Raw genomic sequence first — 12,709 nt, forward strand, 5'->3', positions numbered from 1 at the left:
ATACGGCTGGCGCTGATACTTGGCACCCGTGATACGCATCGCCATCGACTGCATGGGCGGCGATATTGGCCTGCCCGTGACCATCCCCGCGTCGATCGAGTTCGCCCGCCGGTTTCCGGACGCGCGGCTGCTGCTGGTCGGGCTGCCCGACGCCATCGAAAAAGCGCTGGCGGGGTCGCGCGACGTGCCGCGCGACCGGCTGGAAATCCTGCCGGCGTCCGAGGTCGTCACGATGGACGATTCCGTCGAGGTCGCCCTGCGCCGCAAGAAGGATTCGTCCATGCGGATCGCCGCGCAGGCGGTCAAGGACGGCCGCGCGGATGCCTGCGTTTCGGCCGGCAACACCGGCGCGTGGATGGCAATCTCGCGGTACGTGCTCAAGACCCTGGATGGCATCGATCGTCCCGCCATCGCGACGTCGATACCCAACCAGAAGGGCAAGTCCACCACGGTGCTGGACCTGGGCGCCAATGTCGATTGCTCGGCCGAGCACCTTCTGCAGTTCGCCATCATGGGCACGGCCCTGGCGCAGGCGCTCGACCATTGCGAGCGTCCCAGCGTCGGTCTATTGAACATCGGCGAAGAAGTCATCAAGGGCAATGAAGTCGTCAAGGAAGCCGCGGAGCTGCTGCGCGCCAGCCGGCTGAACTTCCACGGCAACGTGGAAGGCAACGACATATTCAAGGGCACGGTCGACGTCGTCGTCTGCGACGGTTTCGTCGGCAACGTGGTGCTCAAGTCCATCGAAGGACTGGCGCGGATGCTGTCCAGCATCATCCGCGAAGAATTCAAACGCAATCCCATCACCCTGCTGGCGGGCGCCATCGCGTCGCCGGTCCTGAACCGCCTGCGCAAACGCGTCGACAACCGGCGCTACAACGGCGCCGCCTTGCTCGGCCTGCGCGGCGTGGTCATCAAGAGCCATGGTTCGGCCGACAGCTATGCTTTCGGATTCGCGCTGCAACGGGCGCGCGAGGCCGTGGCCAGCAAGCTGCTGGAACGCACCAACCAGAGCATGGCCCAGATCAGGCAGCAGGGCATACCGACCAACACGTACACCAACGACGCGGCCATCACGCTGCCGCGCGCGGCAGGGGACTCCGCCTGATGAACCGCAATCCGCAGTATTCGGTGATCGCCGGCTCCGGCAGCTATCTGCCGCCGCGCGTCGTATCCAATGACGACCTGGCCGCGGAACTGGCCACTCGCGACATCCAGACGTCCGACGCCTGGATCGTCGAGCGCACCGGCATCCGCCAGCGCCACATCGCCGACCGCGGCGTGACGACCAGCGACCTGGCGGTCGAGGCCGCGCGCCGCGCGCTCGATGACGCCGGCCTGCAGCCGCAGGACATCGACCTCGTCATCGTCGCCACCTCCACGCCCGACTTCGTGTTTCCCAGCACTGCCTGCCTGGTTCAGGCCCGGCTGGGCATCAAGGGCGGGGCGGCCTTCGACGTCCAGGCCGTCTGCAGCGGTTTCGTGTACGCCCTCACCACCGCCGACAGCTTCATGCGCGCGGGCCGTTCGCGGCATGCGCTGGTCATCGGCGCGGAAGTGTTCTCGCGCATCCTGGACTGGAACGATCGCGGCACCTGCGTCCTGTTCGGCGACGGCGCCGGCGCGGTGGTGCTGTCCGCAGCGGAACAGCCGGGCATCCTGGCCGCGCAGCTGCACGCCGACGGTAGCCAGACCAAGATCCTGTGCGCGGCGGGCAACGTCGCCTACGGCGAGGTCGTGGGCGATCCCTTCCTGCGCATGGATGGACAGGCCGTATTCAAGCAGGCGGTCACGGTGCTGGAACGTTCCGCGCGCGCCGTCTGCGAAGAAGCCGGCGTGACGCTGGACGCGGTCGATCTGCTGATCCCGCACCAGGCCAACGTCCGTATCCTGAACTTCCTGGCGCGCAAACTGGATCTGCCCGCGGACAAATTGGTCGTCACCGTCGATCGCCATGCCAATACCTCGGCCGCCAGCGTGCCGCTGGCGCTGGATGCCGTTCGGCGCGAAGGACGCGCCAAGGCCGGCCAGCTGGTCCTGATGCAAGGTGTCGGTGGCGGCTTCACCTGGGGGTCGGTGCTGGCGCGCCTGACCGCCTGAGCAGCCTCTACAACGCAATCTGATCTGATCGCTCATCGATGAAAATCGCTTTCGTATTTCCCGGCCAGGGTTCGCAATCGGTCGGCATGCTGGACGCCTGGCAGGGCAACGCGGCAGTGGCCGACGTGCTGGCGCGCGCCTCGGCGGCGCTGTCCCAGGACCTGGGCGCGCTGATCGCGCAAGGTCCGGCCGAACAGCTGAACCTGACGACCAATACCCAGCCCGCCATGCTGACGGCCGGCGTGGCCATGTACCAGGCCTGGCTGGCCGCTGGCGGCCGCGCGCCGGACATGGTGGCCGGCCACAGCCTGGGCGAATACGCGGCCCTGACCGCCGCCGGCGCCCTGGCGCTGGAAGACGCCGTGCGGCTGGTCCGCATCCGCGCCGATGCCATGCAGGCCGCCGTGCCGGTAGGCACGGGCGCCATGGCCGCCGTCCTGGGCCTGGCCGATGACGCCGTGCGCGCCGCCTGTGCCCAGGCAGCCCAGGGCGAAGTGGTCGAAGCCGTGAATTTCAATGCGCCCGCCCAGGTCGTGATCGCCGGGCACAAGGCCGCCGTGGAGCGCGCGTGCGAAGCCGCCAAGGCCGCGGGCGCCAAACGGGCGCTGCTGCTGCCCGTCTCCGCGCCTTTCCACAGCAGCCTGCTGGAACCGGCGGCCGCCGTGCTGTCCCGCGCGCTGGCGGAAGTCAACGTGGCGGCGCCGGCCATGCCCGTGCTGAACAACGTGGACGTCGCCACGCCTTCGGACCCCGCCGCCATCCGCGACGCGCTGGTGCGCCAGGCCTGGCACCCCGTGCGTTGGGTCGAGACCATACAGGCGATGAAGGCGCGCGGAATCACGCACATCATCGAATGCGGTCCGGGCAAGGTGCTGAGCGGGCTGGTCAAGCGCATCGATGGCGAATTGACCGGCCTGGCGATTACCGATCCCGCCTCGCTGGAAGCGGCTTTGGCCGCCGTCGGTTCTAACTGAGGAAGCCGCCATGGAACTGCAAGGAAAGATCGCGCTGGTGACCGGCGCCACCCGGGGCATCGGCAAGGCCATCGCGCATGAACTCGCCACCCGCGGCGCGACCGTCATCGGCACCGCGACGTCGGCGACCGGCGCTGACACCATCAACGAGGCGCTGGCGCCCCTCAACGGCCGCGGCGTCGTCCTGAACGTCACCGACGACCAGGCCTGCGATGCGCTGGTGGATGAGCTCGCCAAGGAAGGCGGCCCGCACATCCTGGTGAACAACGCCGGGATCACGCGCGACACGCTCGCCATGCGCATGAAGGACGAGGACTGGGACGCGGTCATCGATACCAACCTTAAGGCGGTATTCCGCCTGTCGCGCGCTGTCATGCGCGGCATGATGAAGGCCCGCTGGGGCCGCATCATCAACGTGACGTCGGTGGTCGGTTCCAGCGGCAATGCGGGGCAAGCCAACTATGCCGCCGCCAAGGCGGGCGTGGCGGGCATGTCGCGTGCGTTGGCGCGCGAACTGGGCAGCCGCAACATTACCGTCAATTGCGTGGCGCCCGGCTTCATCGATACCGATATGACGCGGGTGCTGGGCGAAACCCAGACGGCGGCCCTGCTGCAGCAGATTCCCCTGGGCCGGCTGGGCTCGCCGGGCGACATCGCCCACGCGGTTGCCTTTCTGGCCGGTCCGCAGGCCGGTTACATTACCGGCACGACCCTGCACGTGAACGGCGGCATGTATATGTAATTTCCGGATCCCAAGTGGCGCGCCGGATGGCCTGCCGAACGGGAATCCATTTTTGTCACAGCCCGGCGTTGGCATTGAGCTGCGCTTGGCTATAATTCGCGGGATTTTTCCCAATTGGAGATCTGCATGGAAAGCATCGAACAGCGCGTCAAGAAGATCGTCGCTGAACAGCTTGGCGTCAATGAAGCCGAGATCAAGAACGAATCTTCCTTTCTTGACGACCTCGGTGCCGATTCGCTCGACATGGTTGAGCTGGTCATGGCCCTCGAAGACGAATTCGAGACCGAGATCCCCGACGAAGAGGCCGAGAAAATCACGACCGTGCAACAAGCGATCGACTACATCAATTCGCACGGCAAGCAGTAAGCGATCAGCCTGTCTTTCCTTGCGCGGCGCGCGTCGCCACGTCGGGAACCAGGGCGGTTTTTGGACTATGCCGCGCGGGTGCTGCGCGGGGCGGCGACAGCTTGCCTCGCGACGCTCTTTTCCGCGCAAGCGGCGTATTCCAGGCCGCCTTTCTTTTGTCTGTTTAGGAGTCATCCGTGAAACGACGCGTCGTCATCACCGGACTCGGCATCGTGTCCCCCGTGGGCAATGACGTGTCCAGCGCCTGGGACAATATCGTCAACGGACGTTCCGGCATCAGCCGTATTACCCGTTTCGATCCTTCGGCGCTGACCACCCATATCGCGGGCGAAGTCCGCGATTTCGACGTCACGCAATACATGGCCGCCAAGGAAGCCCGGCAGATGGATACCTTTATCCATTACGGGCTGGCGGCCGGTGTCCAGGCCTGGCGCGACAGCGGCCTGGAAGTCACCGAGGCCAATGCCGAACGCATCGGCGTAATCATCGGTTCCGGCATCGGCGGTTTGCCGCGCATCGAAGAAACGCAGACCGATCTGCTGGCGCGCGGTCCGCGCCGCATCTCGCCGTTCTTCGTGCCGGGCGCGTTGATCAACCTGATTTCGGGCCAGTTGTCCATCATGTATGGATTCAAGGGCCCCAGCTACGCCGTGGTATCCGCATGCACCACGGGCCTGCACAGCATCGGCGACTCCGCCCGCATGATCGAGTACGGCGATGCCGACGTCATGGTCGCGGGTGGCGCGGAATCCACCGTTTCGCCGCTGGGCATTGGCGGCTTCGCCGCGATGCGCGCGCTGTCGACGCGCAATGACGATCCGGCCACCGCATCGCGTCCGTGGGATCGCGACCGCGACGGTTTCGTGCTGGGTGAAGGCGCCGGCGTCGTGGTGCTGGAAGAATACGAGCATGCCAAGAAACGCGGCGCCCGTATCTATGGCGAATTCGTCGGCTATGGCATGAGCTCCGACGCGCACCACATCACGGCTCCCGACAAGGATGGCCCGCGCCGCGGGGTGCTCAATGCCTTGCGCAACGGCCACCTGAATCCGGAAGACGTGCAATACGTCAACGCGCACGGCACGTCCACGCCCCTGGGCGACAAGAACGAGTCGGATGCCTTGAAGCTGGCCTTCGGCGATCATGCGCGCAAGCTCGTGGTCAATTCCACCAAGTCGATGACGGGCCACCTGCTCGGCGCGGCTGGCGGCATCGAGGCGGTCTTCACCACGCTGGCCGTCTATCATCAGGTCTCCCCGCCCACCATCAATATCTTCAACCAGGATCCGGAGTGCGATCTGGATTACTGCGCGAACGAAGCCAGGGAGATGACCATCAACGTTGCGCTGTCCAATTCGTTCGGGTTTGGCGGCACCAACGGATCGATGGCCGTGCGGCGCATGTAAGGGAGCCTGCGTGCACCCTGATTGGACGTTGCGCGTACCGATCTTGCGGCCCCGCCTGGCCGCATGGCTGGACGGCGCCATGATGGCGGCGGCCCTGGCCTCGGCCCTGTTGGCGCTGTGCTGGCAGGGCATGCTTTCAATGTCCTTGCTGGCGGCCGTCGGCGCGGGGCTCGCGTGGCAATGGCGTGCGGCCGGCCAGCGCGGCGCCGTCCATGCCAGTGGTTGCGTCCGTGCCCTGCGCATGGATCGAGACGGCGCCTTCCACCTGCGGCTGCGCGACGGCTGGTATCCGGCCGAATGGACGGCGGCGTGGCGCGGGCCACGCTGGCTGACCCTGCAGGCGCGGCTGGGGGCCGGCGGTTCCGTCATCTTTACCGTCTGGCAGGATGCGCTCCCCGCGCCGGCCTGGCGCCGTACCTGCCTGCTGACCGCCCGCCGGCTGTGCCGCACGCCCTTGCGCCGCGCGGTGGGGACGCCATGAGCGAACGCGATATCGACGCCGAACTGGTCGCCCGCGTTCAGCGCGGCGACAAGAAGGCCTTCGATCTGCTGGTGCTGAAGTACCAGCGCAAGATCATGCGGCTGCTTTCCCGCATGATCCGCGACCAGGCGGAAATCGAGGACGTGGCCCAGGAAGCTTTCATCAAGGCCTACCGCGCGCTGCCGCAATTCCGCGGGGATAGCGCGTTCTATACCTGGCTCTACCGCATCGCCATCAATACGGCCCGCAACTGGCTGGCGTCCAATGGTCGACGCCCCAGCGCGCCCAATGCCGTGGAAAATGAGGACGGTGAAACTTTTAATGAAACGGACAACCTAAGCGATATCAGCACCCCGGAATCCATGGTCGCCAGCCGCGAAATCGCGGAAACCGTCAACGCGGCCATACAGGGTTTGCCCGAGGAATTGCGCACGGCTATCGTCCTGCGGGAAATTGAAGGTATGAGTTACGAAGATATCGCCCAGAGCATGGGTTGCCCGATCGGTACAGTCCGATCCCGCATATTCCGCGCTCGGGAAGCGGTGGCCGCGCGTTTGCGGCCCCTGCTTGGAAACGACGGCGATCGTCGTTGGTAAGGAGCTGGAGTCATGCAAAGATCAACTGCTTCCGTCCGCGCCGAGGACACCAGCTGGGAAAACTCGGTGTCCGCATGGATGGACGGCGAAGGAACCGAGGACTGGCTGGATGGCCTGGAAGTGGCCGAAGGCCGGGAAACCTGGGATACGTATCATCTGATAGGTGATGTATTGCGTAATCCGGAACTGTCCATTTCCCCGTCGGCGGCCTTCCAGGCGCGCCTGTCGGCCGCGCTGGCCAATGAACTGCCCATCGTCGCGCCGCGCCGGCGCCGTTCGTTGCGGCCCACGTGGCGCTTCGGCCTGTCGGGCTTCGCCGTGGCGGCCGCCGTGGCCTCCGTTGCCTGGGTCGCGCAGCCTTACCTGGCCGGCACCAGCGATGCCCCGACGCCCGAAACCCGCGTGCTGGCCGACGCCAGCACCGTTTCCGTCGACGATCCCAGCCTGAGCGACTACCTGGAAGCGCATCGGCAACTGGCCGGCCCGTCGGCCATACGCCAGGTGTCCTTCGATGTCGGAGCGGGGCGCTGATGACCGTTCCGGCGGTCGTCACCCCCTCAATCCGGCTCTTTCCCCGCCCGGCTACCCTGCCGGGCAAGGCTGGTCGCGGCCATGCCCAGGCGGTCGCCGTGGCGAGCTCCGGCTGGGCCGCGGCGCTGGCCGCCGCGCTGCTCACGCTGGGCGTGGGGCTGGCGCATGCCCAGCCGACCCAGCCCACCGCCGTCGCCGTCCCCGAAGCGGAAGCGCAGGCCCTGCTGGCGCGCATCCAGGACGCGGCCTCCAAGCTGGATTACTCCGGCATCTTCACCTATCAGCAGGGCGAAACCATCCAGTCTTCGCGCGTGGTCCATGTGGTGGACGGCAGCGGCGAACGCGAACGCATCGAAGTGCTGGACGGCCAGCCGCGCGAATACCTGCGGCGTAACGACGATATCCAGTGCCTGGTGCCGGAACATAAAACCGTCCTGGTCCAGCACAAGCGCGCCGAGCAGTTTCCCGGGCTGCTGCTGGGGTCGCCCGTGGCGCTCACGAAGTACTACCGCGTGCTCATGCAGCCGACGCCGCATCGGGTCGCCGGGCGCGAATGCCGCATCATCACCATCGAACCGCTGGACAAGGACCGCTACGGCTACCGCCTGTGCGCGGACACCGAAAACGACCTGCTGCTGAAGGCGCAGACCCTGTCCGGGACGTCCACCGTGCTGGAGCAGGTGGCCTTTACCGCGCTGCGGCTGGGGCCGGCGGTCGACCATGCCCAGCTGGAATCGCACTGGAATACCAAGGACTGGAAGGTCCTGCAGGGCAGCATGACGCCGCTGGACCTGGCCGCGCAAGGTTGGCGCATTCCCTATCCTCCCGGTTTCAACCCGGTTTCGCAGGTAGGGCGTACCATGGCCCATGGCGACGCCGTCAGCCAACTGGTATTGTCGGATGGCCTGGCAGCGATTTCCGTGTTCATCGAACCCTATGACAAGAAACGCAACCGTCATCAGCCCCATGGCGCCTACCGGCGCGGGCCGATCAACGTCTACGGTATGCGGATTGCGGATTACTGGGTCACCGTGCTCGGGGAAGTCCCCGCAGCCACGCTGGAACAGCTCGCCAAGGCCACGGAATACGTGCCGCCATCGGCGCCGCCCAAGTAAACAGCAGACAGCCCCGAAGGGGCATGCCCGGAGCATTGAATGATCCTGTCCACCGTGTCGAAATTGCCCGTCCGGCGGTTTTTCTCCCTGGAAATGGAAGCCGGCTGCCGGTCCCTGCGTCGCGGCCTGGCCGCGCTGCTGACCGCCCTCGTAGCCGGGGTGGCCTTGCAGGCGCCTGCAAGCGCGGCGCAGACCGCCACCGGCAATCCGGCGATGATGCTGCCGGACTTCACCTCCATCGTCGAAAAGGCCGATCCGGCCGTGGTCAACATCCGGACCACCGCCACCGTGCCCGTGCGCAGCGGGCCGCAGGATCCCTACGACCTGTTCCGCTTCTTCTTCGGCCCGGATTTCCAGCCTCCCGGCATGCCGGACATGCCTGGCCAGCGGCCGCGCGACCGCCAGCAGCAGCCCAAGCAGCCGCAACAGCAGCAGCCCCAGGAACGCACGGTGCCGCGCGGCGTGGGGTCGGGCTTCTTCATTTCCGCCGACGGCTACGTGCTTACCAATAATCACGTGGTCAGCGACGCCACGGATATCTTCGTCACCCTGACCGATGGCCGCGAGTTCAAGGCCAAGGTGGTCGGCACCGACGACCGGACCGACGTCGCCCTGCTGAAAATCGACGCCAAGGACATGCCTTTCCTGCCGATCGGCGACGATACCAAGATCAAGAAAGGCCAATGGGTGCTGGCGATCGGCTCGCCCTTCGGCCTGGATTCCACGGTGACCGCGGGCATCGTCAGCGCCATCAATCGCGATACCGGTGAATACCTGCCCTTTATCCAGACCGACGTGGCGGTTAACCCGGGTAACTCCGGCGGCCCGCTGCTCAACCTGCAGGGCGAGGTGATCGGCATCAACTCGCAGATCATTTCCCGCAGCGGCGGCTTCATGGGCATTTCCCTGGCCATTCCGATCGACGAAGTCATGCGCGTGGTGGACGAACTGCGCTCCACCGGCAAGGTGACGCGCGGCCGCATCGGTGTGCAGATCGGCGAAGTCACCAACGAGGTCGCCACCGCCCTGGGCCTGGCCCGGGCCGAGGGCGCCCTGGTCAGCAGCGTGGAAGGCGACAGCCCGGCCGATGCCGCCGGCGTGCAGCCGGGTGACGTGATCCTGCGCTTCAACAACAAGCCGATCGCCCGCTGGTCCGATCTGCCCCGCATGGTCGGCGAAACCAAGCCCGGCACCACGGCGCCGTTGCAGGTCTGGCGCAAGGGCAAGAACCTGACGCTCAACGTCAAGGTCGCGGAAATCCCGCAGAGCAAGAGCCCGGCCGCGGCCAAGAAGCCCGAGCCGGAAAAGGAGCCCGCATCCTCCACCGCCCTGGGGCTGACGGTGGTGCCCGTGCCCACGGCCACCCAGAGCAAGCTGAAGATCAAGGGCGGCGTGATGGTGCGCGGGGTGACCGGCCAGGCCGACCAGGCCGGCATCCAGGAAGGCGACATCGTGTTGTCGGTGGGCGACACCGATATCACCGCGCCCGACCAGTTCGTGCAGGTCGCGGGCAAGGTCGACAAGGCCAAGCCGGTGCCGGTGCTGATCCGCCGGGGCGACCAGACGCAGTGGGTGGTCATCCAGCCCGGCAAGTAGCCGCAAGACCGGCTAAAATCGCTGGTTGCCACAAAGAGGGGGCGCATGGCGCCCCCTCCTTATTGGTGCACCATTCCCCCTATTTACGATCCGTTATGCGCCATATCCGCAACTTTTCCATCATCGCCCACATCGATCACGGCAAGTCGACCCTGGCCGACCGCCTGATCCAGCGCTGCGGCGGGTTGGCGGATCGCGAGATGTCGGCGCAGGTGCTCGATTCCATGGACATCGAGCGTGAGCGCGGCATTACCATCAAGGCGCAGACGGCGGCGCTGCAATACAAGGCCGCCGACGGGCAGATCTACAACCTGAACCTGATCGACACCCCGGGGCACGTGGACTTTTCCTACGAAGTCAGCCGCTCGCTGTCGGCCTGCGAAGGCGCGCTGCTGGTGGTCGACGCCTCGCAGGGGGTCGAAGCGCAGACCGTGGCCAACTGCTACACGGCCATCGAGCTGGGCGTGGAAGTCCTGCCGGTCCTGAACAAGATGGACCTGCCCCAGGCCGACCCCGAAGGCGCCCGCCAGGAAATCGAGGACGTGATCGGCATCGACGCGTCGCGCGCCATCGCCGCCAGCGCCAAGACCGGCATGGGCATCGACGATATCCTGGAAACCATCGTGCGCGATGTGCCGCCGCCCAAGGGCAGCGCGGACGATGCGCTGCAGGCCTTGATCATCGACTCCTGGTTCGACAACTACGTCGGCGTGGTCATGCTGGTGCGTATCGTCAACGGCGTGCTGCGGCCCAAGGACAAGATCCTGCTGATGGCATCGGGCGCCAACCACCTGTGCGAACAGGTCGGCGTGTTCACGCCCAAGTCTGTGCAGCGCCAGGCGCTGAGCGCCGGCGAGGTTGGTTTCGTCATTGCCGGCATCAAGGAACTTGCCCACGCCAAGGTAGGCGATACCATCACCCTGGCCGGCCGGCCGGCCACCCAGGCCTTGCCGGGCTTCAAGGAAGTCAAGCCGCAGGTGTTCGCCGGCCTGTATCCGGTGGAAAGCAGCGAATACGACCAGCTGCGCGACTCGCTGGAGAAGCTGAAGCTGAACGACGCCGCGCTGATGTTCGAACCCGAGGTCTCGCAGGCGCTGGGCTTCGGCTTCCGTTGCGGCTTTCTCGGCCTGTTGCACATGGAAATCGTGCAGGAGCGGCTGGAGCGCGAGTTCGACATGGACATCATCACCACCGCGCCGTCGGTGGTGTACGAAGTCGAGCAGCGCGACGGCGAGGTGCTGACCATCGAAAGCCCGTCGCGCATGCCGGAAGTGGGCAAGATCGCGGAAATCCGCGAGCCCATCGTCAAGGTCACCCTGTTCATGCCGCAGGAGTACGTTGGCCCCGTGATGACCCTGTGCAACAACAAGCGCGGCGCACAGATCAACATGAGCTATCACGGCCGGCAGGTGCATCTGGTATACGAGATCCCGCTGGCGGAAATCGTGCTGGACTTCTTCGACAAGCTCAAGTCGGTATCGCGCGGCTACGCGTCGATGGACTATGAATTCCTGGAATACCGCTCGGCCGACGTGGTGCGTGTGGATCTGCTGATCAACGGCGACAAGGTCGACGCGCTTTCCATGATCGTCCACCGCAGCAATGCGCGCTACCGGGCGCGCGACGTGGTGGCGCGCATGCGCGGCCTGATTCCGCGCCAGATGTTCGACGTGGCCATCCAGGCCGCCATCGGCGCCGAGGTCATCGCGCGCGAGAACGTCAAGGCCTTGCGCAAGAACGTATTGGCCAAGTGCTACGGCGGCGACATCACCCGCAAGAAGAAGCTGCTGGAAAAGCAGAAGGCCGGGAAAAAGCGCATGAAGCAGGTGGGCAGCGTGGAAATTCCACAGGAGGCCTTCCTGGCCATCCTGCAGGTGGAAGACAAGTAATACATAAAGAGCGAGAAGGCATCACATATGAGCTGGAACTTTGCGCTGATCCTGTTTGTCCTGCTGGTCGTCACCGGCATCATCTGGTTGTTGGACATCACCATCTTGCGCAAGGCGCGGCGCCGCAAGGGAGAAGAAGCCGCGGCGCGTTTCGACCCGGCCGTGATCGGCGACGCGCAGGAAACCGAAAGACTGCGGCGCGAAGCGGTGGAATCCGCCACGCGGGTGCCATGGTGGGTGGAGTACGCGGTCAGCTTTTTCCCCGTGATCCTGTTCGTGTTCATGCTGCGCTCCTTCGTGGTCGAGCCGTTCCGCATCCCCTCCGGTTCGATGCTGCCGACGCTGGAGTCCGGCGACCTGATCCTGGTGAACAAATTCAGCCGCGGCATCCGCCTGCCCATCATCGACAAGAAGGTGATGAATACCGGCGATCTCCAGCGCGGCGACGTGATCGTGTTCCGCTACCCCGTGGACCCGGACGTCGACTACATCAAGCGGGTGGTGGGTCTGCCGGGTGACGAAATTGCCTACCTGGACAAGAAACTATATGTAAACGGCCAGGAAGTTAAACATACGCGCGACGGCAACTATTTCGAGCCGGACCGGGTCGCCTACATCAATCGCTACAAAGAGAAATTGGGCGACGTTACGCACGATATCCTGCTGGATGAGGATAAATTCCAGGAATATGGCCCAATCTGGCAGTTCCCGCACCTGGATAACTGCCAGTACAGCCGCAATGGTGTGCGCTGCAAGGTGCCCGAAGGCGAATACTTCGCCATGGGCGACAACCGCGACAATAGCGCGGACAGCCGCTACTGGGGATTCGTTCCGGACGGTAATATCGTGGGCAAGGCCTTCTTCATCTGGATGAATTTTTCCGATCTGAGCCGGATCGGACGATTCCATTGAC

At 65.4% G+C, this 12,709-nt stretch carries 13 protein-coding genes; all 13 read left to right on the forward strand.

Annotation, left to right across the window (positions count from 1 at the left end; genetic code table 11):
- Positions 1-28: 28 nt before the first annotated feature.
- Positions 29-1,108: a phosphate acyltransferase PlsX gene (plsX, locus tag CAL12_RS08350; RefSeq protein ID WP_086067750.1), complete on the forward strand. Its 1,080-nt coding sequence runs from the start codon at positions 29-31 to the stop codon at positions 1,106-1,108.
- On the forward strand, positions 1,108-2,100 hold the full coding sequence (locus tag CAL12_RS08355; protein ID WP_086064067.1) for a beta-ketoacyl-ACP synthase III: 993 nt from the start codon (positions 1,108-1,110) through the stop codon (positions 2,098-2,100). Before plsX ends, CAL12_RS08355 begins: the two co-directional genes overlap by 1 nt.
- Positions 2,101-2,138: 38 nt before the next feature.
- Positions 2,139-3,074 carry an ACP S-malonyltransferase gene (gene fabD / locus CAL12_RS08360; protein WP_086064068.1) on the forward strand — a complete coding sequence of 312 codons (936 nt, stop codon included), beginning with the start codon at positions 2,139-2,141 and terminating at the stop codon, positions 3,072-3,074.
- Between the two features lie 10 nt (positions 3,075-3,084).
- A complete protein-coding gene (gene fabG, locus CAL12_RS08365) occupies positions 3,085-3,816 on the forward strand; it encodes a 3-oxoacyl-ACP reductase FabG (RefSeq protein ID WP_086064069.1) in 732 nt (243 codons plus the stop codon).
- 126 nt (positions 3,817-3,942) lie between these two features.
- A complete protein-coding gene (gene acpP, locus CAL12_RS08370; RefSeq protein ID WP_003813816.1) occupies positions 3,943-4,182 on the forward strand; it encodes an acyl carrier protein in 240 nt (79 codons plus the stop codon).
- Between the two features lie 176 nt (positions 4,183-4,358).
- Entirely contained in the window at positions 4,359-5,588 is a 1,230-nt protein-coding gene (gene fabF, locus CAL12_RS08375; protein ID WP_086064070.1) for a beta-ketoacyl-ACP synthase II, read from the forward strand.
- Between the two features lie 10 nt (positions 5,589-5,598).
- Positions 5,599-6,069: a hypothetical protein gene (locus tag CAL12_RS08380; protein WP_157792922.1), complete on the forward strand. Its 471-nt coding sequence runs from the start codon at positions 5,599-5,601 to the stop codon at positions 6,067-6,069.
- Entirely contained in the window at positions 6,066-6,665 is a 600-nt protein-coding gene (gene rpoE, locus CAL12_RS08385) for an RNA polymerase sigma factor RpoE (protein ID WP_086064072.1), read from the forward strand. The genes CAL12_RS08380 and rpoE overlap by 4 nt, the downstream gene beginning before the upstream one ends.
- Positions 6,666-6,677: 12 nt before the next feature.
- Complete coding sequence (locus CAL12_RS08390; protein ID WP_086064073.1) at positions 6,678-7,196, forward strand: sigma-E factor negative regulatory protein; 519 nt, start codon at positions 6,678-6,680, stop codon at positions 7,194-7,196.
- Entirely contained in the window at positions 7,196-8,311 is a 1,116-nt protein-coding gene (locus CAL12_RS08395; protein WP_086064074.1) for a MucB/RseB C-terminal domain-containing protein, read from the forward strand. Before CAL12_RS08390 ends, CAL12_RS08395 begins: the two co-directional genes overlap by 1 nt.
- A 39-nt stretch (positions 8,312-8,350) precedes the next feature.
- The gene (locus CAL12_RS08400; RefSeq protein WP_086064075.1) at positions 8,351-9,907 is read left to right on the forward strand and encodes a DegQ family serine endoprotease; all 1,557 of its coding nucleotides are present in this window, start codon (positions 8,351-8,353) and stop codon (positions 9,905-9,907) included.
- A gap of 95 nt (positions 9,908-10,002) precedes the next feature.
- Positions 10,003-11,796, forward strand: coding sequence for a translation elongation factor 4 (gene lepA, locus CAL12_RS08405; protein WP_086064076.1), 1,794 nt, complete (start codon positions 10,003-10,005; stop codon positions 11,794-11,796).
- Positions 11,797-11,823: 27 nt separating this feature from the next.
- Positions 11,824-12,708 carry a signal peptidase I gene (lepB, locus tag CAL12_RS08410; RefSeq protein ID WP_086064077.1) on the forward strand — a complete coding sequence of 295 codons (885 nt, stop codon included), beginning with the start codon at positions 11,824-11,826 and terminating at the stop codon, positions 12,706-12,708.
- Position 12,709: the final 1 nt, after the last annotated feature.

Origin of the sequence: Bordetella genomosp. 8, from assembly GCF_002119685.1 — a bacterium.
Taxonomy (GTDB): Bacteria; Pseudomonadota; Gammaproteobacteria; order Burkholderiales; family Burkholderiaceae_B; genus Bordetella_C.